Raw genomic sequence first — 25,567 nt, 5'->3', positions numbered from 1 at the left:
CTCCTGCGTTAACCTGTCATGGCGGGCTTCATGAGTTGTTCCCAGGCCAACAGCTGATCGGTTATCAGTAATTCCCGGTTTACCGCGGACACCTGCAGCAGATGCTCACGGCACTGCATCCAGCGCTGCGCACTTGCGTTCAGTGCACTGACGGACAGGTGTTGCGCCAGCAGCTGAACCAGATCGGGACGGTCGCAATTTATCAGCCACTGGCTTGCGCCCTGCTGAGCCTTCATGGCATCCACCAGCAGCGTCAGTAACCAGCTGATACGTGCCGGGGCGTCATCACTGTTCAGTACCGGCAACAGCTGCAAAATATCCTGCTGCAATGCCGTGGGGAGCGCCGTACAGAGCGTTTCCCGCGCCTGCCAGGTGCGGTTTTCCAGCAACGTCAGCGCCGCGCCGGGCGCGCCGCCAGCCAGGCGCAGCGCCGTCAGCCGCGTTGCCTCGCCGGCGGGAGTCTGCTTCGCCAGCCATTGCAGACTCTGATTTTCCTCTGGCGGGGAGAGATGGAGCGCCATACAACGGCTGCGCAACGTCGCCAGCAGGCGGGACGGCTCACGGCTGGAGAGAAAGAACCAGCTGTTGGCTGGCGGCTCTTCCAGCGTTTTCAGCAGCGCGTTGGCCGCAGCTTCACTCAACTGCGACGCATCCGGCAGCCAGACCACTTTGGCGCCGCCCTGCTGAGCAAAATGCCAGAGCTTTTCGCTTACCTGACGTACAGCGTCAATTCCCAGCGTGCTTTTACCCTTTTCCGCCTCGAGGCGATACCAGTCCGGATGAGTATGGGCCTGCATCAGCTGACAGCCATGACAGTGGCCGCAACTTTTCAGTCCGTCCGGCTGCTGACACATCAGCCAGCGGCTGATGCCCCAGACCAGCGCGTCATCTCCCATGCCCGCCATCGCCTGGATCAGTAAAGCGTGATGGGCGCGGTTCTCCTGATGCTGCGCAATAATGTGCCGGTAAGGCTGATTCAGCCAGGGATACCAGTTCATCACGCCTGTTCCGCCAGCCACGCCGTCAGAGTCCATTTAAGTGACGCTGTCACTTCTTCCAGCGACTGTGTGGCATCCAGTGTCCGGATGGTCGGATCGGCTGCCGCCAGGCTCAGATATCGTTCACGCGTGCGCTCAAAAAAGCGCAGCGACTCCTGCTCAATCCGATCCAGTGCGCCGCGCGCGCGCGCACGTTGCAGGCCGATCTCCGGCGTTACGTCGAGGTAAAGGGTAAGATCAGGGCGAAAATCGCCTAACACCGCATCGCGCAGCGTCTGCATCAGCCGGATATCCAGCCCACGCCCACCGCCCTGATAGGCCTGGGAAGAGAGATCGTGACGATCGCCTATCACCCAGGCCCCACGCGCCAGAGCTGGTTTGATAATGGTATCCACCAGCTGGACGCGTGCGGCATACAGCATCAGCAGCTCCGCTTTCGCGGTCACCTGCTCGCCCTCTACTCCCTGTTTGACCAGCACCCGCAGCTGCTCCGCCAGCGGCGTGCCGCCCGGCTCCCGGGTAAACACCAGATCGGTAATGCCCTGCGCCTGCAGCACCTCAACCAGCGCATCACGCGCGGTTGTTTTACCTGCACCCTCCAGGCCCTCAATCACAATGAACTTACTTTTCATTCTTTTCCTTCATCGCCAGCCGCCAGGCCTGCACGGCACGGTTGTGACTGGCGAGATTGGTAGTAAAGGTGTGGCCACCCTTACCATCCGCCACAAAATAGAGATAGTTGCTTTTCACCGGATGGGCCGCCGCTTCCAGCGAGGCTTTGCCCGGCATCGCGATAGGGCCCGGCGGCAGACCATTAATGGTATAGGTGTTGTAAGGGGTCGGCGTATCCAGATCTTTGCGCGTCAGCGTGCCGTTCCACGCCTCGCCCAGACCGTAAATCACGGTGGGATCGGTCTGCAGACGCATCCCGATACGCAACCGGTTAATAAACACCGAGGCCACTTTACTGCGCTCCTCGCTGACGCCGGTCTCTTTTTCAATAATCGACGCCATGGTAACCAGATCGTTTTCATTGCGGTAGGGCAGATCGGCCTGTTTATTTTGCCATACCTCGCGGATCGCTTTTTCCATCCGTTCATGAGCGCGCTTTAAGATCGCCACATCGCTGGTATTAGCGGTATAGAGGTAGGTATCGGGATAGAACCAGCCTTCGAGGCGCGCCCTGTCCAGCTTCAACGCCGCAGCGACCGCGTCAGCGTTATCTTCCGGCAGCGTATGATGGATATAAGGCGCAGCGCGCAACTGACTCAGCCACTCCTGCAGGCGAGAACCTTCAATGAAGCGCAGAGGGAACTGCGCTTCTTTACCGCTGGCGAGCAGCTGCAGCAGCTCGCGTACGGTCATGCTCGCTTCCAGGCGATAAGTCCCGGCTTTAAAGCGCGCCAGTTCAGGCTCCAGCTTTAACAGGCTGCTAAACCAGATGCTTTGCGGAATAATATGCTGACTGACCAGTTGCGCTTCCAGCGCCACGCGGCCTGTCCCGGCAGGGAGCGTGTAGATTTTTTCCTGTTGCAGCGTCAGCGGCGTGGCGGCAAAGCGTTTGATTTGCCATCCACAAAACAGGAGAGCCAGTGTTACGATCGCCATAGCGGCGACGATAACTTTCGTTGTTCGGGTCATCATGCTTCCATTTTTTCACAGCTGGCGTAAAGCAGGTCGAACAGCATACGGGCACGATAAGTGACATGATCAAGCTGCCTGACCGGTAAAACCGGCATCAGCGCATTACATATTACCACTTCATCCGCCTCCAGAACCGCTTCTATTCCGGCGCTCACCACCTGGCAGGCGTGATCAGCGCTTGCCATCTCATCCAGCAGATAACGCCGCATCGTACCTGCTACCCCCGCCTCATCCAGATTCGGGGTAAAAATCTGTTCGCCTTTGCGCCAGAATAAATTGGCCGCACAGCATTCCACCACCCTGCCCTCGGTGTCAAGCACCAGCGCCTCATCGGCGTCGCTCTGGTCGAGATGTGCCCGAATCAGCACCTGCTCCAGCCGGTTAAGGTGTTTAATCCCGGCCAGCAGCGGGTTGCGCCCCAGTCTGATCGGGCTGAGCGTCAGGTAGACACCGGTGCTGCGTTGCGTACGGTAATGTTGCGGGTAAGGCAGCAGAGACAGGATGCGCGTCGCCTCGCCGCATCCGGCGCTGCTGTAACCACGTCCGCCTTCGCCACGGCTGATTATCACTTTCAGTACCGCTTCCTGCTGCTGTTGCGCCAGCTGACGCATCTCGTGCTCGAGCTGCAGCCAGTCAACCTGACCGATTAGCAGGCGCTGACACCCTTCCTGCAGACGCTGCAGATGCGCGCCGAGGTGAAAGATTTGTCCATTTTTAACCGCGCTGGTGGTAAAACAGCCGTCGCCGAACTGTACCGCGCGATCGCGGGCGGAAAGGCGATGTTCTTCATGTCCGTTAATCCATATCATGTCGCGATCTCACTGATCTGAGCGTTAAGCTTACCGATTTCTACAGCTGACAATTAGCAGAATTAAAAAAGGCCCGCAATGCGGGCCTCAGAGAGAGCAGAAAGGGATTAAACCTTACGGAAGATCAGTGAACCGTTGGTGCCACCGAAGCCGAAGGAGTTACACAGGCTGTACTCCAGACCGCTAACCTGACGTGCTGTATGCGGAACGAAGTCTAAATCGCAGCCTTCATCCGGGTTGTCGAGGTTGATGGTTGGCGGAACCGCCTGATCGCGCAGCGCCAGAATCGAGAAAATCGCTTCAACCGCTCCAGCCGCACCCAGCAGGTGACCGGTCATGGATTTGGTTGAGCTGACCATCACATTTGCCGCTGAAGCGCCAAACACCGATTTTACCGCCTGCGCTTCGGCTTTATCGCCGGCAGGGGTAGAGGTGCCATGAGCATTCACGTAACCAATCTGTTCAGGCGACAGCTGCGCATCGCGCAGCGCGTTGGTCATTGCCAGCGCAGCCCCGGCGCCATCTTCCGGCGGCGAGGTCATATGGTACGCATCGCTGCTCATACCAAAGCCAACCACTTCCGCATAGATTTTCGCGCCACGTTTTTTCGCATGCTCATACTCTTCCAGCACGAGAATACCGGCACCATCGCCCAGCACGAAGCCGTCACGATCTTTATCCCAGGGACGGCTCGCCGCCTGAGGATTATCGTTGCGGGTAGAAAGCGCACGCGCCGCGCCAAATCCGCCCACGCCCAGCGGCGTACTGGCTTTTTCCGCGCCACCGGCCAGCATGACGTCAGCATCATTGTAAGCAATGATACGCGCCGCATGACCAATATTATGCACGCCAGAAGTACAGGCGGTTGCAATGGAGATGCTCGGGCCCTTCAGACCAAACATGATGGTCAGGTGCCCAGCCACCATATTGACGATAGTGGAAGGAACAAAGAACGGACTGATTTTACGCGGTCCGCCTTTCACCAGCGCGGCGTGGTTTTCTTCAATCAAACCGAGCCCGCCAATGCCTGAACCAATGGCCGCACCGATGCGACTCGCATTTTCATCGGTCACAATCAGGCCGGAATCCTGCATCGCCTGGATACCCGCGACAACGCCATATTGGATGAACTCATCCATCTTGCGCTGATCTTTGCGCGAGATGAAATCATCACAATTAAAATTATTTACTAAGCCAGCAAAACGTGTTGCGTAGGCACTAGTATCAAAATGGTCGATCAGGTTGATGCCGCTCTGACCGGCAAGAAGAGCACGCCAGGTAGACTCTACGGTATTGCCGACAGGAGACAACATGCCAAGACCGGTCACAACTACTCGACGCTTAGACACGTTCGTCCTCCGGGGACGGGGAAAAAAGATCTCTGTGGGACGGACTTAAAACTCAGGCGGTCGAGCGACCGCCTGAAGATATTCATTAACCGTTGTGGCTAGTGACGTAGTCGATCGCTGCCTGAACGGTAGTGATTTTCTCAGCTTCTTCGTCTGGAATTTCAGTATCAAACTCTTCTTCCAGAGCCATTACCAGCTCAACGGTATCAAGAGAATCAGCGCCCAGGTCTTCCACGAAAGACGCAGAGTTAGTCACTTCGTCTTCTTTAACACCCAGCTGCTCTGCAATGATTTTCTTAACGCGTTGTTCGATATCGCTCATACTATTTAATTTCCTATCAAAACTCGCTTACGCGATGGTTTTCGTAGTGTATAAAATGTTGAAAAAGATGCAACAAAATCCCGGCTGGTCGAACCACGATTTTACGCTATTTTGCGGTTTTCACCGCAAATAATGCAAATGGTTTTCGTGATTATCAGACCATGTACATTCCGCCGTTGACGTGCAGCGTCTCACCTGTGATGTACGCCGCCTCGTCAGAGGCTAAAAATGCAACAGCATTGGCGATTTCCTGCGCGTCGCCTAAACGACCTGCCGGAACCTGCGCCAAAATACCAGAACGTTGATCTTCGTTCAGTGCACGCGTCATGTCCGTCTCAATAAAGCCCGGCGCCACGACGTTTACGGTAATGCCACGTGACGCGACTTCACGCGCCAGTGATTTGCTAAAGCCAATCAAACCCGCTTTTGCTGCGGCGTAGTTTGTCTGACCCGCGTTACCCATGGTGCCAACAACGGAACCAATGGTGATGATACGGCCCACGCGTTTTTTCATCATGGCACGCATAACCGCCTTCGACAGACGGAAGACGGAAGAGAGGTTGGTTTCCAGAATATCCTGCCACTCATCGTCTTTCATGCGCATCAGCAAATTGTCACGCGTAATGCCTGCATTATTGACTAAAATATCAACTTCGCCAAATTCAGCGCGAACTTTCTCAAGAACGCTGTCGATCGATGCGGGATCGGTCACGTTGAGCATCAGGCCTTTGCCCTTGTCGCCCAGGTAAGCGCTGATCGCTTCAGCACCGCTTTCGCTGGTAGCGGTTCCGACCACTTTCGCACCCCGTGCCGCCAGGGTTTCAGCGATAGCACGACCGATACCGCGGCTTGCACCGGTAACCAGTGCAACTTTTCCTTCGAAGCTCATGTTCATCCTCTTACTTTTGTTCAGCCGCCGCGGCCAGTGAGGCGGGATCGTTCACCGCGCTCGCTGTCAGGGTGTCAACAATACGTTTTGTCAGGCCGGTCAGCACCTTGCCCGGACCCATTTCCAGCAGCGAGGTAACGCCCTGAGCGGCAATGTATTCAACGCTTTCCGTCCAGCGTACCGGGCTGTACAGCTGACGCACCAGCGCGCTGCGGATCGCTTCCGGACGCGTTTCGCATTTCACATCCACATTGTTAACGACCGGCAAAGCGGGCTCGTTAAAGGTGATGTCTTCCAGCGCCTGCGCCAGTTTTTCAGCGGCAGGTTTCATCAGGGCGCAATGGGAAGGTACGCTCACCGGTAACGGCAGCGCGCGTTTGGCACCGGCCGCTTTACAGGCTGCGCCTGCGCGTTCAACCGCGTCTTTATGACCGGCGATCACCACCTGGCCTGGCGAGTTGAAGTTCACCGGAGAAACCACCTGGCCCTGGGCGCTCTCTTCGCAGGCTCTGCGAATAGAATCATCATCCAGACCGATAATCGCCTGCATAGCGCCAGTACCTTCCGGCACCGCTTCCTGCATCAGCTTACCACGCAGTTCCACCAGTTTAATCGCGTCGGTGAAATCGAGCACGTCGGCACAGACCAGCGCGGAATATTCACCCAGGCTATGGCCAGCCATCAGCGCTGGCTGTGCACCGCCCTGCTGCCGCCAGGCACGATAGATTGCGACCGACGCCGCCAGCAGTGCCGGCTGCGTCTGCCAGGTTTTATTCAGTTCTTCGGCCGGACCCTGCTGCACCAGCTGCCATAAGTCGTAGCCCAGGGCTGCAGAAGCTTCGCTAAAAGTAGCCTCGATTTCAGGAGAGACCGTTGCCAGTTCCGCCAGCATACCCACGGTTTGTGAACCCTGTCCCGGGAACACCATTGCAAATTTTGTCATGTTAAGTTCCTGACAATCAAAAACGAACCAGTGCCGAACCCCAGGTGAAACCGCCACCAAAGGCTTCCAGCAAAATGAGTTGTCCACGCTGGATACGGCCATCGCGTACCGCTTCATCCAGCGCGCAGGGCACCGACGCCGCAGAGGTGTTGCCATGGCGATCAAGCGTCACCACCACTTTATCCATCCCCATATGCAGTTTTTTCGCCGTTGCACTGATGATACGCAGGTTAGCCTGATGCGGCACCAGCCAGTCAAGCATTTCATGATCGAGATTATTTGCCCGCAGGGTTTCATCCACAATGTGCGCCAGTTCAGTCACTGCCACTTTGAAGACTTCATTACCTGACATGCTCAGGTAAGCGGGTTGATCCTGCTGTGCGCGATCCTGATACGGCAGCGACAGCAGCTGACCATAACGTCCGTCAGCATGCAGATGGGTCGACAGAATGCCCGGCTCCTCGCTCTGGCCCAGCACCACGGCGCCTGCGCCATCACCAAACAGGATGATGGTGCCGCGATCGGTGGGGTCAAGCGTACGCGCCAGCACATCGGAACCGATCACCAGCGCATATTTTACCGCACCGCTTTTGATGTATTGATCGGCAACGCTGAGGGCGTAGGTAAAGCCGGCGCAGGCTGCAGCCAGATCGAAGGCAGCACTGTCGTTGATGCCCAGCATCTGCTGAATCATACAGGCTGAACTGGGAAAGGCGTGACTGGAAGAAGTGGTGGCGACGATAATCAGGCCAATTTCCTGACTTTCAATCCCGGCCATCTCCAGCGCACGTTGAGCGGCAGTGTAACCCATGCTGGCAACCGTTTCATCGGCTGCGGCAATGCGGCGCTCACGGATACCGGTACGGGTGACAATCCACTCGTCCGTCGTCTCCACCATTTTTTCCAGGTCGGCGTTCGTGCGGACCTGGCTGGGCAAATAGCTGCCCGTACCGATAATTTTGGTAAACATCTAGGCTTTGTCACTCCTGGCTAATACAGCGTTCAGGCGCGCAGCGATTCGCTCAGGAATATTACGCCGCACCGCCTGCTCTGCCTGTTCTATCGCCACGGCAAATGCACCTACGTTTGCCGCGCCGTGACTCTTGATTACTATCCCGCGCAATCCTAACAGACAAGCGCCATTGTACTGGTCGGGGTTGAGATGGCCAAAGCGCTTCATCAGGCGTTTCTGGATCCAGCGCCCTGACAACTTTAGCCACCATGATCGTTTATTTCCCGCGCCCGATGATTTGAGCAAAGAGAGAAACATTCTTACCACGCCTTCCATGGTCTTCAGCGTGACGTTACCGAGGAATCCATCACAAACCAGCACATCTGTCTTGCCAGTAAGGAGATCATTACCTTCAAGGTAACCAATATAATTGATCCGGGGCGTTTCGCGCAGAACTGTTGCCGCTTCGCGAATGCTGTCGAGCCCTTTCGTCTCTTCCTGGCCGATATTCAGCAGCGCTACGCGCGGTTGAGCAATACCCAGTATCTCTTCCGCCATAACAGCGCCCATCACGGCAAACTGTACCAGCATGGCGCCGTCCGAATTCACATTGGCGCCCAGATCCAGCAATACCGTTTTGCCACGCTGTTGATGCGGCAATACAGACATCAACGCCGGGCGGTCAATGCCGTCCAGCGATTTTAACAATAATTTTGCCAGGCCCATCAGGGCACCGGTATTGCCCGCGCTGACGCAGGCATCGGCTTTACCCTCTTTCACCAGCTCCAGCGCGATACGCATGGAGCTGCCCCGGCTGTGTCGCACCGCCTGAGAGGGCTTAGCATCACTTGCGATAACCGATTCCGCAGGGATCACCTGCAAACGCCCCAACAGGGAGGAATCTGCTTTAGCAAGCAATGGCGTGATAATGTCGGGATCGCCGACCAGAAAGAGAACCAGTTGCGAATGAGAGGCCAGAGCCTGCAAAGCTGCAGGCACTGTCACGCGGGGACCGAAGTCCCCGCCCATGGCATCAATTGCCAGGGTCAAACGTGTCAAGGTATCGCCTTGCGAAGCCGCAAGAATTACTTAACGATAACCTTGCGACCGCGGTAGTAACCGTCCGCAGTGATGTGGTGACGCAGATGAGTTTCACCAGAAACTTTATCTACAGACAGAGTGGCAGTGGTCAGTGCATCATGAGAACGACGCATACCACGCTTAGAACGGGTGGGTTTATTCTGTTGTACGGCCATGGACCTTACTCCTATTACTTACGCTTTAAACTGGCTAATACGGCAAATGGGTTTGGTTTCTCCGCCTCTTCAGGCAATTTGCCAAAGACCATGTCCGCGTCGGACACTTCACAGTGTTCAGAATCGTGCACCGGAACGACTGGCAGCGCGAGGATAATTTCGTCCTCGATTACGGCCAGCAGATCGACTTCGCCAAACTCATCGACTTCGACCGGCTCGTACATTTCCGGCAGTGCATCGGCCTGCTCATCACTTGACACAGGACTGAAGCAATAGCTTACGTGAACATGATATGGAAAGGGTTGATTACAGCGCTGACATGACAACGTCACCTGCACTTCAGCTGTACCTTTCAGTACCGCGAGGCGCTGGTTGTCAACGGCAAACGACATATCACAGACCACATCACTGTCCACACTGACGACCGATTCGGCCACCCGCTCAACCTGCTCAGCGGCATAAACGCCCTGATAATCGAGGCGTTTTTGGGCGGATCGTACCGGATCCAGCGTCAGGGGTAATTTTACCTTTTGCATAGGGCGCGCATATTAACTTTGTAACGTCTTAGAGTCAAAGAAAAAGGCCTTTTAACAGCATCTTTCACCCATTGTTCGCATCCAGTGCGGCGCACAGTTTAAAATGACTGTATCCAATTCGCTATCTCTATCCGCAAAAAAATGCAGACATTACTTCTTTTAGCTTCTACATCGCCTTTCCGCCAGACGTTACTGCAGAAACTTGGCCTGCCTTTTATTACCGCCGCTCCGCATGTCGATGAAACGCCGCTGGCGCAGGAGACGGCGCCGGAACTGGTGCAGCGCCTTGCTGTCGCGAAAGCCCGGGCGCTGTCTGAACAGTATCCGCACCACTGGATTATCGGTTCCGATCAGGTTTGCGTGCTTAACGGTGCCATTACCGGCAAACCCCATACGCCAGAAAATGCCTGCCGTCAGTTGCGTGCCGCCAGCGGTCAGGCCGTGACCTTTTATACTGGCCTGGCGCTCTGGTCAGCACAGCACCAGCGTCTGATGCAGTGCTGTGAACCCTTCACCGTGCACTTTCGCATGCTCAGCGAGGAGGAGATCAGCGGTTATGTTGCCAGAGAACAGCCGCTGCAATGTGCCGGCAGTTTTAAAAGCGAAGGGTTAGGGATTTGTCTGTTTGACCGGCTGGAAGGGCGCGATCCTAATACGCTGGTGGGTCTCCCGCTGATTGCGCTGAACGCCATGCTGCGCGAGGCGGGCATCAATCCCCTGCTCGGGGAAAGCTGCCCGTAATGCATCAGGCTTTCTGCTGACGCAACGCGGCCAGACATTGCCGGAGCTCCGCGTCGAGCGGGGCTTCCAGCCGTAAAGTTTCGCCGCTTTGCGGATGGGTAAACGTCAGGGCCGCAGCGTGCAGAAACAGGCGGCTCAGGCCAGTGGCCGTCAGCTGACGATCGAATTCGCGTTCGCCGTAGCGATCGTCAAAGGCGATAGGATGACCCGCATGCAGCGTATGAACGCGGATCTGGTGTGTACGTCCGGTCACCGGGCTCGCCTTGACCAGTGTGGCGAACTGAAAACGCTCTTCAACCTTAAAGCGCGTTTCTGAGGGCTTACCTTCACTGCTGACGCGCACCACGCGCTCGCCGCTCTGCAAAATATTTTTCAGTAACGGCGCCTGCACCACCTTGAGATGAGACGGCCAGTTACCGCGCACCAGGGCGAGATAATCTTTTTGCATACCTTTGTCACGCAGCTGTTCATGCAGAGAACGTAACGCTGAACGCTTTTTCGCTACCAGCAGCACACCGGAAGTGTCGCGGTCGAGGCGATGCACCAGCTCGAGAAAGCGCGCTTCCGGACGCAGGGCGCGTAATCCTTCGATCACGCCAAAGCTGAGACCGCTGCCGCCGTGCACGGCGGTGCCGGACGGCTTATTCAGCACCAGAATCGCCTCATCTTCATAGAGAATAGCATCCGCCAGCGCGGCAATTTTATCCAGTTTCGGCGAGAGGTTTTGCTCTTCACGCTCGGCGACGCGCACCGGCGGAATACGCACCTCATCCCCCTCCTCCAGTTTATATTCCGGCTTAATGCGCTTTTTATTTACCCGCACCTCGCCTTTACGCAGAATGCGATAAATCATACTTTTTGGCACGCCCTTTAATTGGGTGCGCAAAAAGTTATCAATGCGTTGTCCGGCATTATCAGCCGAAATGGCGACAATTTGTACGCCAGGAGTCTGAGTTTTCATGGCGGCGATTCTAAATAGTGTCTCTCCATAGCGCCACCCCTTTTTATGTGCTTAACTCACTCGGTATTGCCTGATAAAGCGGGTCAGAATGACTGCTTTTTCATCAATCTGCTTATTAGCCCTGCAAATTAACGGGTTAACAGCAAAGAAAGTATAGCGGGGGGTAAAAGTCGCCTTGCTATATGAAGGTTAGCAGTGGAATAATGCTGTTGTTTCTTACCTGACAGGTTCAGGCGAGAAAAGAGCGAAATAAGTCATTTGGCCGGATGAAACAGACACGCAGCAATGGCGTAAGACGTAATGTTAAATCAGGCACTTAGCGGGCTGCGGGTTACAGCCTGGACGAAAGACTGGGATGCACAGGTTTTACGCATTATTTGTGGCATTTCCACCATCGGGCGCTGTTTTTCCTTATGAAAAACAGGCCACCGACTCTATTTGCGCCCCTCGAGCGGTCGACAGCCGTGAGGTTGACGTCATTGCGATAAGACACGGGGCCATCGGTTGACACTCGTCCTGGGTAACTATGCCCGCAGCTTTATCACTCATGTGAGAATAACGAGTAAGTCACGATGAAAAGAATGTTAATTAACGCAACTCAGCAGGAGGAGTTGCGCGTTGCCCTGGTTGACGGACAACGTCTGTACGATCTGGATATTGAAAGTCCCGGGCACGAACAGAAAAAAGCCAACATCTACAAAGGTAAAATTACCCGCATTGAACCCAGCCTTGAAGCTGCGTTTGTCGATTACGGCGCTGAGCGTCACGGTTTTCTCCCTCTGAAAGAAATTTCCCGCGATTATTTTCCTGCCAGTTACAACGCTCACGGTCGTCCCAATATCAAAGACGTGCTGCGCGAAGGTCAGGAAGTGATCGTTCAGATCGATAAAGAAGAGCGCGGCAATAAAGGCGCGGCGCTGACTACCTTTATCAGTCTGGCGGGCAGCTATCTGGTCCTGATGCCGAACAATCCACGCGCTGGCGGTATTTCGCGCCGGATTGAAGGCGACGATCGCACCGAGCTGAAAGAAGCGCTCTCCTCGCTGGAGCTGCCGGAAGGCATGGGCCTGATTGTGCGCACCGCGGGTGTGGGCAAATCGGCGGAAGCGCTGCAGTGGGATTTAAGCTTCCGTCTGAAACACTGGGAAGCGATTAAAAAAGCCGCCGAAAACCGCCCTGCCCCCTTCCTGATCCATCAGGAAAGTAACGTGATTGTGCGCGCTTTCCGCGATTATCTGCGTCAGGACATCGGTGAAATCCTGATCGATAATCCCAAAGTGCTTGAACTGGCGCGCCAGCATATCGCCGCGCTGGGCCGTCCCGACTTCAGCAGCAAAATCAAGCTCTATACCGGTGAGATCCCGCTGTTCAGCCACTACCAGATTGAGTCACAGATTGAATCCGCCTTCCAGCGTGAAGTGCGCCTGCCTTCCGGCGGCTCGATTGTTATCGACAGTACCGAAGCGCTGACCGCCATCGATATTAACTCGGCCCGTGCGACACGCGGCGGTGATATCGAAGAGACCGCCTTTAACACCAACCTGGAAGCGGCCGATGAGATTGCCCGTCAGCTGCGCCTGCGTGACCTGGGTGGCCTGATCGTTATTGACTTTATCGATATGACGCCAGTTCGCCATCAGCGCGCCGTCGAGAATCGTCTGCGTGAAGCGGTACGTCAGGATCGCGCCCGTATTCAGATCAGTCATATTTCCCGCTTTGGCCTGCTGGAGATGTCACGTCAGCGCCTGAGCCCGTCGCTGGGCGAGTCAAGTCATCATGTCTGCCCGCGCTGTAGCGGCACCGGCACCATCCGTGATAACGAATCCCTGTCGCTCTCGATTCTGCGTCTGATTGAAGAAGAGGCGCTGAAAGAGAACACCAAAGAAGTCCACGCTATCGTCCCGGTGCAGGTTGCCTCCTACCTGCTGAACGAGAAGCGTGATGCAGTTAACGCCATTGAGAAACGCCAGGGCGGCGTGCGTGCGATTATCGTCCCTGACGATCGCATGGAGACGCCGCACTACTCCGTGCTGCGTGTGCGCAAAGGCGAAGAGACACAAACCCTCAGCTATCACCTGCCCAAACTGCACGAAGCGGAAATGGCCCTGCCTTCTGAGGAAGAGCATGGTGAGCGTCGTCGTCCTGAGCAGCCGGCTCTGGCCGCCTTTGTGATGCCTGATGCCCCACCAGTCCCTGCCGAGGTGGCCTCCCCTACGCCGGATGCCGCCCGGACAGCCGAAAAACCGGCTGCGCAGGCAGCTGCAGCTACCGGTGGCGGGTTACTTGGTCGTCTGTTCGGGGGCCTGAAGAAACTGTTTGCCGGTGAAGAGCAGACCGCAGCGACCCCTGCCGCCGCGCCAGCGCCGGAGCAAACGGAAGCAACCAGCGACGAAAGTAACGCACAGCGTGGCGAACGTCGTAACAATCGCCGCAACCCACGCCGTGAACGCACACCGCGTAACGGTGAAGGGGCGACCGCACGAGAAGCACGCGAGCCACGTGAAGCGCGCGAACCGCGTGAGCCGCGTGAAAGCCGTGATGAAAATCGCCGTAACAAACGCCAACAGGCACCTGTCAGCGAAGCGCGCGAAGATCGCACCAATACCCCGCTGAGCGAAGAAGCGCGTCAGCAGCGTGAAGAGCAGCAGCAGCAACGTCGTGAGCAGCGTGCAGAACGCCAGCGTCGTCGTCAGGAAGAGAAACGTGCTCAGCAGGAAGCGAAGAACGCTGAGCAGGCGGTACAGCCGGAAGCAACGCCTGAGGCGCAGCCAGAAGAAGAAGATCGCGTGCAGGTTATGCCGCGTCGTAAGCCGCGTCAGCTGAGCCAGAAAGTGCGGGTGGAAGAGAATACCCAGCCTGAAGCCAGCGCCGTACCGCCACGTGCGGAAAGCGACGTGCCGCGCCCTGTGGCTGTTGAAGCGGCTGAACCCGCGGAAACAGAAGAACAGGATGAGAACGACAGCCGTGAAAATGGCAGCATGCCTCGTCGTTCACGCCGTTCGCCGCGTCATTTGCGCGTCAGTGGCCAGCGTCGTCGTCGCTACCGTGACGAACGTTATCCAACGCAGTCAGCTATGCCGCTGACCGTGGCCGCCGCATCGCCGGAAATGGCATCAGGTAAGGTATGGATTCGTTATCCGGTGGCGCAAAGCAACGAGACAATTACGCCCGAAGCAGTGAACGAGACGCCTGACTACAGCCGTGAAGAGACAGCCGCCGCTATTCCGCTGGCTGCCGCGAGCGAAGTGCCGTCACTACCGGAAACCGATGCGAATGCGGCGGTGCATGATGCCGGGCCGCAGACGGAAACCCCGATCGCGCTGGTCAATACCGATGACATCACCGCCATCGAAACCCCGGTGAATGAAGAGCCCTCAGTGATTTCTGCCGCAGACGAAGCCCGTGCAGCAGCGGTCGCAGCGGAGGCTGTCCCTGCCGATGCCGTCACCGAAGCGGCTGCGCAAGCGCCTCAGCCTGCAACGCCGACTCAGGAAGAGCAGAGCGCCAGGCTTGCCCGGGCAATGCCAGCTGAAGTCACGCCAGAAAGCCAGCAGCAGGTCGCTGAGGTGCTGGCGGCGCCAGTGGCCGCAGAAGCGATGCCTGAGCCGGTACAGGAACCCCATGCGCCGGTAGCGGCACGTGACAAGGCGCCTGAGCCTGTGGCAGAAAGCGCACGCTCAACGCATTTTGCCAGCGCGCCGATGACCAAAGCGCCCGCGCCCGCCTGGCAGCCCGAGCCAGCGCGTCACAGCGACTGGGTACGTCCGCCGTTCAAATTTGAAGGTAAAGGGGCCGCAGGTGGTCACAGCGCCAGCCATCAGGCGACAGCACCAGCGACCAAACCTGAGAATCCCTGATCCTCCAGGCTGTAGTATCAACCCCGGCATCGCCGGGGTTTTTTATTACCAACTTAAAACCACGTCCTGCGGGCGTAGTCATCAATACGTTTTGGCTCTGCCTTATCGTCTCTGGATTTGAATCTTACGGAACAGGCAGAGACTGCTTTTTAAGATTTTTGGTACACCCCTATGGGGTGCAAACAAAGCCGCCTTCTATGAAGGCGGATTTTTACTACCAGCAATCTGCAGACAAAAAAAATCCCACGGGCTTCGCAGGCCGTGGGAGAAATCAAGCACACCCGGTTTAAGTGCGCTCAAATCGTCAGTACAGTTACGCGTTCAGCTGGAACAGCGACATTTTGGACATGTCAGTAAAGGTCTTATAAGACGCCTGCAGCGCTGTTTGCTGCATGGTGTAGCTGGAGATTGCCTCGGTATAGTCGACATCCACCAGATCGCTCATCTCGGTGGTCAAAATCAGCTGACGATCGTCACCCTGAGCATTCAGCGTATCGAGCTCGGACAGCTGAATACCGATTTCAGAACGTACGGCCAGCACATTATTCAGCGCGTTGCTCAGGCCACGGTTGGTTTTATCCATGGCATCCTGGAAGCTCTGTTTCGTGGCGTCATCCGCATCAGTCTGCGGCGTGCGCAGCGCTGCAATCGCACTGTCGAGCATGTTAAACAGATTGGTCTCGCTCGGGTCACCGTTCGGCTCCGGCGTCGCATTGCCGGTAATCGACATAAACACCGCATCACCGGTATGACTCACGGTCATGGAGCGGCTGCTGTCCACCTTTTGCGTAATCGCCTCGGTGCCGCCGACATAGGTCACGCTGCCCGTAGTGTCATCGAAAGGGGCCTTGTCGGTGTTGTAACCGGCAAAGATATAACGACCGTTGCCATCTTTGCTGTTGGCCAGGTTCAGCAACTGGGCACGAATCCCCTCCAGTTCAGTGGCCAGCGATCCGCGGTCATCATCGCTCAGGGTACCGGTAGAACCATTGACGATCTTGGTTTGTGCCGCCTGGATGCTTGTCGTAACGCTTTTCAGCGTGTTCTCTTCCATCGACAAGCCCTGACTGGCGAAAGTGCGCGCCAGCGCATATTGTTTGGTTTGCGTCTGGGTCTGCGAAAGCACCACGGCACGGGAGGCCGCAATGGGATCGTCAGAAGGGTTGGTGACGCGTCGACCACTGGAGAGCTGCTCACCCACTTTCAGCCATGAGGCCTGAGAGTCGGTGATGCCGCGCACCTGCTGGTTGAAAATCATATTGGTACTGAGTCGCATAATTAATCAGTCCTTGTTACTTATCGGGTTGCGCTCAGCAGCGCATCGAAAATCGCACTGGCTGCCTGCAAAACCTGCGCATTCGCCATATAAAACTGCTGATATTTGGTCAGGTTGGCGTACTCTTCATCCAGGTTCACGCCGGAAACCGACTGCTGGCGGTCGCTCAACTGATTGACCACATGCTCCTGGGAAGTGCTGGTGACCTGCAGTGAATTGGTTTTGTTGCCCACGCTGCTTACCAGGCTGGCGTAAGCCTGTGACAGAGTTGCATTACCGTTAACCACATTCGCGTCCTGCAAATCGAGCAGTTTCTGCGCGTTGCGGTTATCGCTCTCACCGCCCGGCGCAGCGGCGGCGGCAATCTGTGATTCACTGGTGATCGCCACTGACATGCCGCCAATCACATTCTGTACCGGTTTTACCAGGAAGCTGTCTTTTGCAGCAGGCGTCCCGTCAACTGTGAGCGTGACCCCTTCAAAACTCAGGGTCGTGTTACCTGACGCATCAACATCCTGCGTCGGCGTCACTTTAACATTGTCAGACATACGCGTCACAGACCAGCTGGTGCCGTCATAGCTGACCGTGTAATTAGAGGCTTTCAGTGCGCCGGCATCGTTCCAGCTGGCCGTTACCGTCGTAGCAGAGCTGTTTTTGCTGTTACCCAGGACTGTCGGGCTACCGATAGTGAAAAAGTCAGTGCCCGGGTTACCTTCGCTGTCGAAACCTTGTTTATGCACTTCGTTAAAGCTGGAGGTAAAAGCGGCCGCCAGTTGTCCCAGCTGATTCTGCGCCGTATCCAGATCCTCACGGCGAAAAGCCAACAGGCCGCCCAGAGAACCGGTAGTAAGCATTTTTTCCGGCAGTTGGACATTACCGGCCATGTTATCTACATAACCCACTGTAATACGCGTCGGATCACTGTCGGAAGGCATCGCCACCAGGTCGGTGGATTTGGTGCCGCTGACCAGCGTTACGCTGCCCATGGCGACCACATAGTGACCATCCTGCTGTGAAACCGACACGCCAGCGATATTGTTCAGATCGTTGACCAGCTGATCGCGCTGGTCCAGCAGGTTGTTCGGCGCAGCGCCGCTTCCGCTGGTGAGCTTAGCGATCTGCTTGTTGAGATCGGCAATCTGGTCGCTATAGGTATTGATTTGCGCTACGCTGGAGGCGATATCAATGTTGACGTTGCTCTGCATATTCGTCAGATAGTTTGACGTGGTCTGGAACTGGTTCACCAGACCCTGTGCGTAGCTGAGCATCGACTGGCGTGCCGAGGGATCGTCCGCGTTACTGACCACGTTCTGCACGTTGGTAAAGAAGCTTTGCAGCGAATTAGAGAGGCTGGTGGTCGAGGTAGACAGCAGATCATCAATACTGGAGATCTGATTGTATTGCGTCGTCACTGCGCTGCTGGTGGCGCTGGCGCTGCGCAGCTGAGAAGTAATAAATTCATCATACTCACGCTGTACGCCGGTCACCGTCACGCCATTACCGTAATAGGTGTTGCCCATCAGGGTGCTTTGCGCCTGAGAGAGCAGCGTGGTCTGCCGCGAATAGCCCGCCACAGTGTAATTACTGATGTTGTTGCTGGTGTTACTTAAGGCGGCCTGCGCGGCGCTAAGCCCGCTCATGGCGGAGTTAATTATGCTGGACATCTCGGTTCCTTAGTTTCCGTTCACCGGACTGGCAGTCAATAATGCGGTTGCCAACGGGCGAAAACGCTCGCGGCCTTTCTCTGTTATCGACGTGCCAGCGTGAAACTTGAGGCTGAAAATCAGAACAGACTGCTTAAATCCTGACTGTAGGCTTTCACCACTTTTTCGCCCATGCCTTTGAATTGCTGAATCATTCCTACCAGTTTTTGCGCGTAACGCGGATCGGTGGCGTAACCCGCCGCCTGCAACGCGTGCGCGCCCTGCTCCGCCGTCTGGGCATTGCTGACCGCGGCGTAGCGCGGGTTGTTGGTCAGTAGCTTCACGTAATCGCTGATCGCTTCCAGATAGGAGCCATACACGCGGAAGCTGGCGCGCACTTTTTTCGCCTCGCCATGCTCATATTCGGTGGTCATGATATCGGTGGTTTCGCCCTGCCAGTTGCCGCTGGCCTTAATGCCGAACACGTTATAGCTGGGCTTACCGTCGCGAGTCAGAATCTGACGCTGGCCCCAGCCCGACTCCAGCGCCGCCTGCGCCAGAATCAGGTGATGCGGGATACCGCTCTGCTCGCTGGCGATTTTCGCCGGCTGCGCCAGCTGGGCAATAAACTCGCTGCTGTCGCCGGGCAGATCGGCGGGTGACACGGGCAGACGCGGCAGCGCTTTACGCACCATCTGCTCCAGCTGCACCGGTGCCATACTGGAGACGATAAAGTTGTTATCCAGCTTCATCGGCACGGTGCCCGCCTTCTCGTCCGGCGCCTGCGCAGGCTGCATCTGTTTCACGATGGTTTCCGCCAGCCCCAGTCCGCGATTACCGATTTCCTGCGCGATCTGCTGATCGTACAGCGAGGTATAGAGGCGTGTTTGATCGTTGCTCAGGATGCCGTCCTGCGGCAGCGCGGCGCGCATGCTCTTCAGCATCATCTGCACGAACATCCCTTGCACCTGTTTCGCCACCTGCAGCGCTTTGCCCTGCGGGTCGCTGCTCGCCTGGCGTTTCAGTTCGTTGAGTGAGCGGCTGTCATATGCCGCTCCGGTCAGGCTATCCAGATCAGCCATCAGATAATTTCCAGTCTGGCGCGTAAACAGCCGGCACTCTGCATCGACTGCAAAATGGACATCAGTTCAATCGGGGACGCACCCAGCGCATTCAGCGCGCGCACCACGTTATTCAGATTGGCGCTGGCGCTGACCCGCTGCAGCGCGCCGCCGCTCTGGCGCAAATCGATCTGCGTTTGCGGCGTCACCACCGTCTGACCGCCAGCGAATGGCGTATTCGGCTGGTTGACGTTCTGCTGCTGATTCACCGTGACGGAGAGGTTGCCCTGCGCCACCGCACAGGTATTCAGCGTTACTTCGCGGTTCATCACCACCGAGCCGGTACGCGAGTTAATAATCACCTTCGCGTCTTCCAGCGGAACAGCCACATCAATGTTCTGAATATCGGCCAGCAGGCGCACCTGAGCACTGTTATTCGGTGAGACACGCACCTGTACGGTACGGGCATCAAGCGGTTGTGCGGCACCGTAGCCGCCGCGGCTGTTAATGGCATCAGCAATGCGTTGTGCCATGGTGAAATCTTCGGTGTTCAGCTGCAGGTTGATAACGTTCTGGCTGCCGAAGTTGCTTTGCAGTTCACGCTCGACCGTAGCGCCACCGGTGATGCGGCCACCGTTCAGCTGGTTAACCTGTACGCTGCTGCCGCCCGCCTGGGCTCCCGCACCGCCAACCAGAATATTGCCCTGGGCCAGCGCATAAACCTGGTTATCAACGCCTTTCATCGGCGTCATCAGCAGCGTACCGCCGCGCAGGCTTTTCGCATTACCCAGCGACGAGACCACCACATCCAGGGTTTGTCCCTGACGGGCAAAGGAAGGCAGCTTCGCCGTCACCATCACGGCCGCGACGTTCTTGAGCTGCATATTGGTGCCGGGTGGCACCGTGATCCCCAGTTGAGAGAGCATGTTACTGACCGTCTGGGTGGTGAATGGCGTCTGGGTGGTCTGATCCCCGGTTCCATCCAGTCCCACCACCAGGCCATAACCAATCAGCTGGTTTTCACGCACGCCCTGTACCGTGGTGAGGTCACGTATGCGATCGGCCTGCACCAGGAAACTCAGGCCGAGCAGCAGGCCCAGGCCCACGCGCAGCAACGTTAACTTTTTCATCATAACCCTCTTACATCGGTGAGATGTTCAGGAAGAAGCGTTGCAGCCAGCCCATGGTCTGCGCTTCATTAATATAACCGTTACCGACGTACTCAATACGTGCGTCAGCCACCGCCGTTGAAACCACCGAGTTGCTGGCACTGATGGTGCGCGGATTCACCACGCCTGAGAAACGAATGAACTCGGTGCCCTGATTAATCGCGATCTGTTTTTCACCCACCACCTTCAGGTTGCCATTGGACAACACCTGATTAACGGTCACGGTAATGGTGCCGGTAAAGGTGTTATTGGCCGAAGCGCCACCTTTGCCCGCGAAATCGTTATTGCCTTCTGCCGCAAAATTGGCTTTTTCGCCACCGGCACCCACCAGCCCGGCAAGACCGGTTGGTATGGAACTCAGGCCAAAGCTGTTGCTGCCGTCGCGGCTGGCGTTAGCGGATGAGCTTTTACTGGCGCTGACATTTTCCTGCAGGGTAATGGTCAGCGTATCGCCGACGTTACGTGGACGACGGTCTTCAAACAGTGGCTGATAGCCGTAGTTAAGCGGCGCCACACCCTGAAAAATAGAGCCGTTGACCACCGGCGGCGCAGAGGGCAGCGGCTGAGCCGAAGTTGCCCCTTCCACCAGTGGCGTGCGCGGCACTAACGCACAACCGTTAAGGGTCAGCAGCGTTGCCACTAACCAGTATCCAGGCTTGATATTCACTTGCTTCGCCACGGCGTCACGACCTTATTCATATTCTGGGTTGGGCCAGCCGGAGCTGGCCCTTAACGCACCGGTTTACACCTGTGTTAATTTTTGCAGCATCTGATCAGAGGTGCTGATCGCTTTACTGTTAATTTCATAAGCACGCTGGGTCTGAATCATGGTAACCAGCTCTTCCGCCACGTTGACGTTTGAGGTTTCAACATAGCCCTGGTAGATCAGACCGGCGCCATTCTGGCCCGGGGTGCTCTCGGTCGGCGCGCCTGAAGCCTGAGTTTCCTGGTAGAGGTTTTCACCAATACTTTCCAGACCTGAGTCGTTGATAAAGGTGCTCAGGGTCAGCTGTCCAACCTGCACCGCCTGCGCCTGGCCCTGCTGCGTCACGCTGACCACACCATCGCGGGCAATGGTAATGCTCAGCGCATTCGCCGGAATGGTGATGCCTGGCTGCACCGGGAAACCGGCGTTGGTCACCAGCTGGCCATTCTGATCCACCTGGAACGAGCCGTCACGGGTATACGCAGAGGTGCCATCCGGCATCTGTACCTGGATATAGCCCTGGCCGTTGATCGCCACATCTTTCGAGTTGCTGGTTTGCGACAGGTTACCCTGATTGTGCAGACGTTCCGTGGTGACCGGACGCACACCCGTACCGATCTGCAGACCGGAAGGCAGCGTGGTCTGTTCAGACGACTGAGCACCCGGCTGACGCAGCGTCTGATACATCAGATCTTCAAACACAGCACGCGAGCGTTTAAAGCCATTGGTGCTGACGTTCGCCAGGTTGTTGGCGATCACGTCCATATTGGTTTGCTGTGCGTCAAGACCGGTTTTCGCGATCCATAAAGAACGAATCATTATTTTTCCTCGCGCCTTAGCTGCTCATATTCAGCAGCTGGTTGGCTTTTTGTTCGTTTTCATCCACGTTTGAGATCACTTTCATTTGCATCTCAAAACGGCGGGCATTGGTGATCATATCAACCATGGTTTCCACCGGCTTGACGTTACTGCCTTCCAGCACGCCCGGCATGACCTGCACGGTAGCGTCATTGGGCAGCACCGCGCCACGTTGCGCCTGGGCATTTGCTGTCAGACGAAACATGCCGTCGTCGCCGCGCGTTAACTCGCTACCCGTGGCCTTCACCAGTTTGAGACGTCCCAGCTGCACAGTGGCATTGGGGGCGTCGCCGGCGTTCAGCGCAGTAATCGAGCCATCGGCGGCAATGGTCAGCTCCGCGCCTTGCGGCACGGCGATCGGGCCGCCATCACCCATTACCGGGTTGCCCTGGATCGTCAGAATGCCGGTCGGGCTGATCTGCATGCTACCGTTACGGGTGTAGGCCTCGCTGCCATCGGCGGTGCGTACTGCCAGCCAGCCGTCCTGCTGTACCGCCACATCCAGCGGACGCTCGGTATAGTTCATCGCCCCCGGGCTCATATCAGCACCCGGGGTTGACGCGGCCACCAGGGTACGGGTCGGCAGCGACCAGCCCTCGACCGGCACCGCGCGCAGCGCGTTGAGCTGCGCACGAAAACCTGGCGTGGAGGCGTTGGCGAGATTGCTGGCCGTGACCGCCTGCTGATCCAGCGTCTGACTGGCGGCGCCCATGGCGGTATATATTGCGTGATCCATAAGGCAATCCCGTTAGCGTATTAACGCAAGTTAACCAGTGTGTTGAGGATCTGATCCTGGGTTTTGATCGTCTGGGCGTTCGCCTGATAGTTACGCTGCGCCACGATCATGTTCACCAGTTCCTGGCTCATATCGACGTTGGAGGATTCCAGCGCGCCGGCGATCAGCGATCCATAGGTGCCGGTGTTTGCCAGGCCGATGGCCGCCTGTCCGGATGCGTTGGTTTCAGACCAGACGTTGTTGCCTTCTGACTTCAGGCCTTCAGAGTTTGAGAAGCTGGCCAGCACAATCTGACCCAGCAGCTGGGTTTTCTGGTTGGAGTAGGTACCGGTGATGGTGCCGTCATCGTTGATCGCATAGCTGGTCAGATCGCCCGGTGCATAGCCATCCTGGGTCGGGTTACCAAAGGTCGTGGCGCCGGTGTTCTGCTGCATGCTGTTCAGCATGCTGAGGGTAATGTTCTGGTTTGCTGCTGCACCGTTAGAACCATTGATGGTCAGGGTAACGGAGGTACCAGTTGCAACAGTAGTGCCAACACCAGTAATGCCGGTCATCGTACCGTTTTCATCAAACGCCATCTTAAACTCGCCAGCATTACCACCTGTGGTGGAATCCAGAGCATGCACATTCCATGTATTGGCTGGGGTGGAAGCTTTAACGAAATAAAGGTCCAATTGATGATCGTTCCCTTGGGAATCAAAGGTAGTGATAGTGCTTTTGCCGTTATAGCTGTCGATCTTACTGGCGTCAAAAGCTACGGCTGGTACTTGATCGGTGGAGTTCAGGTTAGCAACCAGTGAAGCATTGGCGGTCGCGCGCGCCTGCATCTGGGTGGCCGGAATGCTCAGCGCTACCGGGTTAGCACCGGTCTGAATGGTCGGCGGCGTGCCGCTGGCCGGATAGCCGGTCACGTTCAGGCCCTGGGTATTCACCAGGTTACGTTCGGCATCCAGGGTAAACTGGCCGTTACGTGAGTAATACACCGCACCGCTCTGATCAGCCATACGGAAAAAGCCGTTACCGCTCAGCGCGACGTCAAGACCGCGGCTGGTGGTGGTGGTGGATCCATCGTTAAAGTTCTGGATCACCGCAGCCACTTTGGTGCCGAGACCCACTTTAGAGCCGGCATACATATCGGCGAAAGCGATGGTACTGGATTTAAAGCCTGCTGTAGCGGAGTTAGCGATGTTGTTGCCGATAACGTCGAGGTTACTGGAGGCAGCACCCAGGCCGCTGACCGCTTGGGAAAATGACATGTGTTTTATCCTGTTAAGAGGTTAATCAGAGAATCTGACGAATTTCATCCAGGGTCGCAGTGCCCATGGTGCCGAGATCAAGACGCGTCACTTTGTCGGTGGTGCTGACGCCGCTGACGTACGCATAGTTCAGTGGCTGCGCCACCAGCTGCTCTGAGCCGTTACTGGCGGCGACAGAGACGCTGTATTTCCCGTCCGGTGCCGCAGAGCCGTCGGCCAGCTTGCCGTCCCAGGAGAAGGTATGTACCCCGGCGGAGAGCCCGCCGATTTCAATGGTGCGTACCACGCTGCCATTGCTGTCTTTAATGGTGGCCGTGGTCGCGGTGGACGCGCTGCCCAACTCCACGCCAAAAGGTGTGCTGGTGCCGTTGCCGACCAGCACCTGGGTTCCTTTCACCATCACGCCGTGACCAATCAGCGTCGAGCTCTGTAGCGACTGGCCAGCGGTAATCTGACCGGAAATCGAACCCAGCGTGGTGTTGAGTTTTTCAATACCGCCCAGCGTGTTGATCTGCGCCAGCTGGGTCGTCAGCTGGCTGTTATCCATCGGGTTGGTTGGATCCTGGTTCTGCAACTGCGTCACCAGCAGGGTCAGAAACTGGTTCTGTAAGTCCTGCGCATTATTGGCTGTCTGGCTGCTGCTGGAACTGAGGACGCTGGGATCCAACGACTCATTAACGCCTACCGCGATGCCCATAGTTACTCTCCGTTATTGACCCATGGTCAGGGTTTTCATCATCATTGATTTCACGGTATTCAGGACTTCCACGTTGGCCTGATAGCTGCGTGAAGCGGACATGGTGTTCACCGTCTCGGCTACCACATCGACGTTGGGCATCTTGACGTAGCCCTTGTCATCAGCCATCGGGTTACCCGGGTCATAGACCAGTCTGGCGGGAGAGGGGTCCTCGACCACCTGCGCCACGCGCACACCACCGGTCGCCGCGCCCGGGGCGGCATCGGTCTGAAACACCACCTGTTTTGCCGCATAAGGCTGGCCGTCCGGCCCGGTGACGCTGTCGGCGTTGGCCAGGTTACTGGCGCTGACGTTGAGTCGCTGGGATTGTGCGGTCATGGCTGAACCGGCAATGTCAAAAATATTCAGCAATGCCATCTTTATTGCCCCTGCAAGACGCTCATCATGCCTTTGATCTGGCTGCTGATGAGGGTGAGATCGGTTTGATATTTCAGGCTGTTATCCGCGAACTGCGTACGCTCACGATCCATATCAACGGTGTTGCCATCCGCCGAAGGCTGATCGGGAATGCGATAGAGCAGATCCAGTGCCGGCTGGGAATTGTTTTGCGCTTCGATGTGGCGTGTCGAGGTTACCTTCAGCGCCATGCTGCGCCCTTCGGCACGTCCGTTTTGCATCACGCGACTCAGCTCACTGGCAAAGTCAATATCCCGTGCCTGATAGCCCGGCGTATCTGCGTTAGCGATATTGGACGCCAGAATCTCCTGACGTTGTGCACGCAGGTTAAGGGCTTCAGTACCGAATCGCATTGCCGCATCCAGTTTGTCGAGCATGCTTCCTCCGCAAATGAGAATTTCGAGCTGACAGCTTACGGGGTGAAAAGCAAGGGCCATCGTCTGAATAAAGCC

Annotated in this window: 26 protein-coding genes; 2 read left to right on the top strand and 24 right to left on the bottom strand. The window is 56.6% G+C overall.

Annotation, left to right across the window (positions count from 1 at the left end):
• Positions 1-8: 8 nt before the first annotated feature.
• The 12 genes from holB to yceD all read right to left on the bottom strand — a co-directional run bounded on the left by holB (position 9) and on the right by yceD (position 9,698).
• Positions 9-998, bottom strand: a complete 990-nt coding sequence (gene holB / locus E0E17_RS14470) for a DNA polymerase III subunit delta' (protein WP_130835564.1) — start codon at positions 996-998, stop codon at positions 9-11.
• Positions 998-1,630 (bottom strand): dTMP kinase, encoded by a 633-nt coding sequence (gene tmk / locus E0E17_RS14465; RefSeq protein ID WP_130834719.1) that lies wholly within the window; start codon positions 1,628-1,630, stop codon positions 998-1,000. Before tmk ends, holB begins: the two co-directional genes overlap by 1 nt.
• Positions 1,620-2,639: an endolytic transglycosylase MltG gene (gene mltG / locus E0E17_RS14460; protein WP_130835563.1), complete on the bottom strand. Its 1,020-nt coding sequence runs from the start codon at positions 2,637-2,639 to the stop codon at positions 1,620-1,622. The genes tmk and mltG overlap by 11 nt, the downstream gene beginning before the upstream one ends.
• Entirely contained in the window at positions 2,639-3,451 is an 813-nt protein-coding gene (gene pabC / locus E0E17_RS14455; protein ID WP_207302057.1) for an aminodeoxychorismate lyase, read from the bottom strand. Before pabC ends, mltG begins: the two co-directional genes overlap by 1 nt.
• Positions 3,452-3,558: 107 nt before the next feature.
• Positions 3,559-4,800, bottom strand: a complete 1,242-nt coding sequence (gene fabF / locus E0E17_RS14450; protein ID WP_130834718.1) for a beta-ketoacyl-ACP synthase II — start codon at positions 4,798-4,800, stop codon at positions 3,559-3,561.
• Positions 4,801-4,885: 85 nt separating this feature from the next.
• Positions 4,886-5,122 carry an acyl carrier protein gene (gene acpP, locus E0E17_RS14445; RefSeq protein ID WP_130834717.1) on the bottom strand — a complete coding sequence of 79 codons (237 nt, stop codon included), beginning with the start codon at positions 5,120-5,122 and terminating at the stop codon, positions 4,886-4,888.
• A 154-nt stretch (positions 5,123-5,276) separates the two neighbouring features.
• Entirely contained in the window at positions 5,277-6,011 is a 735-nt protein-coding gene (fabG, locus tag E0E17_RS14440) for a 3-oxoacyl-ACP reductase FabG (protein ID WP_130834716.1), read from the bottom strand.
• A gap of 10 nt (positions 6,012-6,021) precedes the next feature.
• Positions 6,022-6,954 carry an ACP S-malonyltransferase gene (fabD, locus tag E0E17_RS14435; protein WP_130834715.1) on the bottom strand — a complete coding sequence of 311 codons (933 nt, stop codon included), beginning with the start codon at positions 6,952-6,954 and terminating at the stop codon, positions 6,022-6,024.
• 16 nt (positions 6,955-6,970) lie between these two features.
• On the bottom strand, positions 6,971-7,924 hold the full coding sequence (locus E0E17_RS14430) for a beta-ketoacyl-ACP synthase III (RefSeq protein ID WP_130834714.1): 954 nt from the start codon (positions 7,922-7,924) through the stop codon (positions 6,971-6,973).
• Positions 7,925-8,965, bottom strand: a complete 1,041-nt coding sequence (plsX, locus tag E0E17_RS14425) for a phosphate acyltransferase PlsX (protein WP_130834713.1) — start codon at positions 8,963-8,965, stop codon at positions 7,925-7,927.
• 26 nt (positions 8,966-8,991) lie between these two features.
• Positions 8,992-9,162 carry a 50S ribosomal protein L32 gene (gene rpmF, locus E0E17_RS14420; RefSeq protein WP_013025362.1) on the bottom strand — a complete coding sequence of 57 codons (171 nt, stop codon included), beginning with the start codon at positions 9,160-9,162 and terminating at the stop codon, positions 8,992-8,994.
• A gap of 14 nt (positions 9,163-9,176) precedes the next feature.
• Positions 9,177-9,698 carry a 23S rRNA accumulation protein YceD gene (gene yceD, locus E0E17_RS14415; protein WP_130834712.1) on the bottom strand — a complete coding sequence of 174 codons (522 nt, stop codon included), beginning with the start codon at positions 9,696-9,698 and terminating at the stop codon, positions 9,177-9,179.
• 141 nt (positions 9,699-9,839) lie between these two features.
• Here yceD and E0E17_RS14410 point away from each other — a divergent pair, with 141 nt between their 5' ends.
• The gene (locus E0E17_RS14410; RefSeq protein WP_130834711.1) at positions 9,840-10,439 is read left to right on the top strand and encodes a Maf family protein; all 600 of its coding nucleotides are present in this window, start codon (positions 9,840-9,842) and stop codon (positions 10,437-10,439) included.
• 4 nt (positions 10,440-10,443) lie between these two features.
• Here the strand turns inward: E0E17_RS14410 and rluC are convergent, their stop codons facing one another.
• On the bottom strand, positions 10,444-11,400 hold the full coding sequence (rluC, locus tag E0E17_RS14405; protein ID WP_130834710.1) for a 23S rRNA pseudouridine(955/2504/2580) synthase RluC: 957 nt from the start codon (positions 11,398-11,400) through the stop codon (positions 10,444-10,446).
• 572 nt (positions 11,401-11,972) lie between these two features.
• Between rluC and rne the strand changes: the two genes are divergently transcribed.
• A complete protein-coding gene (gene rne / locus E0E17_RS14400) occupies positions 11,973-15,257 on the top strand; it encodes a ribonuclease E (RefSeq protein ID WP_130834709.1) in 3,285 nt (1,094 codons plus the stop codon).
• A 313-nt stretch (positions 15,258-15,570) separates the two neighbouring features.
• On the opposite strand, the gene flgL is transcribed toward rne, so the two are convergent.
• From flgL to flgB, 11 genes are all read right to left on the bottom strand, one after another.
• Positions 15,571-16,533, bottom strand: a complete 963-nt coding sequence (gene flgL / locus E0E17_RS14395; RefSeq protein ID WP_130834708.1) for a flagellar hook-associated protein FlgL — start codon at positions 16,531-16,533, stop codon at positions 15,571-15,573.
• Positions 16,534-16,553: 20 nt separating this feature from the next.
• Positions 16,554-18,197 (bottom strand): flagellar hook-associated protein FlgK, encoded by a 1,644-nt coding sequence (gene flgK / locus E0E17_RS14390; RefSeq protein ID WP_130834707.1) that lies wholly within the window; start codon positions 18,195-18,197, stop codon positions 16,554-16,556.
• Positions 18,198-18,316: 119 nt separating this feature from the next.
• On the bottom strand, positions 18,317-19,258 hold the full coding sequence (gene flgJ / locus E0E17_RS14385) for a flagellar assembly peptidoglycan hydrolase FlgJ (RefSeq protein WP_130834706.1): 942 nt from the start codon (positions 19,256-19,258) through the stop codon (positions 18,317-18,319).
• Positions 19,258-20,367 (bottom strand): flagellar basal body P-ring protein FlgI, encoded by a 1,110-nt coding sequence (locus tag E0E17_RS14380; protein ID WP_130835561.1) that lies wholly within the window; start codon positions 20,365-20,367, stop codon positions 19,258-19,260. Before E0E17_RS14380 ends, flgJ begins: the two co-directional genes overlap by 1 nt.
• A gap of 10 nt (positions 20,368-20,377) precedes the next feature.
• Complete coding sequence (locus E0E17_RS14375; RefSeq protein WP_130834705.1) at positions 20,378-21,085, bottom strand: flagellar basal body L-ring protein FlgH; 708 nt, start codon at positions 21,083-21,085, stop codon at positions 20,378-20,380.
• 63 nt (positions 21,086-21,148) lie between these two features.
• The gene (gene flgG, locus E0E17_RS14370; RefSeq protein ID WP_130834704.1) at positions 21,149-21,931 is read right to left on the bottom strand and encodes a flagellar basal-body rod protein FlgG; all 783 of its coding nucleotides are present in this window, start codon (positions 21,929-21,931) and stop codon (positions 21,149-21,151) included.
• 16 nt (positions 21,932-21,947) lie between these two features.
• A complete protein-coding gene (locus E0E17_RS14365) occupies positions 21,948-22,706 on the bottom strand; it encodes a flagellar basal body rod protein FlgF (RefSeq protein ID WP_130834703.1) in 759 nt (252 codons plus the stop codon).
• Between the two features lie 20 nt (positions 22,707-22,726).
• Positions 22,727-23,962, bottom strand: coding sequence for a flagellar hook protein FlgE (gene flgE / locus E0E17_RS14360; protein WP_130834702.1), 1,236 nt, complete (start codon positions 23,960-23,962; stop codon positions 22,727-22,729).
• A 25-nt stretch (positions 23,963-23,987) separates the two neighbouring features.
• On the bottom strand, positions 23,988-24,659 hold the full coding sequence (gene flgD / locus E0E17_RS14355) for a flagellar hook assembly protein FlgD (protein ID WP_130834701.1): 672 nt from the start codon (positions 24,657-24,659) through the stop codon (positions 23,988-23,990).
• A 12-nt stretch (positions 24,660-24,671) separates the two neighbouring features.
• A complete protein-coding gene (gene flgC, locus E0E17_RS14350; protein ID WP_130834700.1) occupies positions 24,672-25,076 on the bottom strand; it encodes a flagellar basal body rod protein FlgC in 405 nt (134 codons plus the stop codon).
• A gap of 2 nt (positions 25,077-25,078) precedes the next feature.
• Entirely contained in the window at positions 25,079-25,492 is a 414-nt protein-coding gene (gene flgB / locus E0E17_RS14345) for a flagellar basal body rod protein FlgB (protein ID WP_130834699.1), read from the bottom strand.
• Positions 25,493-25,567 lie beyond the last annotated feature (75 nt).

The organism is [Erwinia] mediterraneensis (assembly GCF_900604315.1).
GTDB classification, from domain to species: domain Bacteria; phylum Pseudomonadota; class Gammaproteobacteria; order Enterobacterales; family Enterobacteriaceae; genus Pantoea; species Pantoea mediterraneensis_A.
This window is presented reverse-complemented; position numbering and strand designations above follow the sequence as displayed.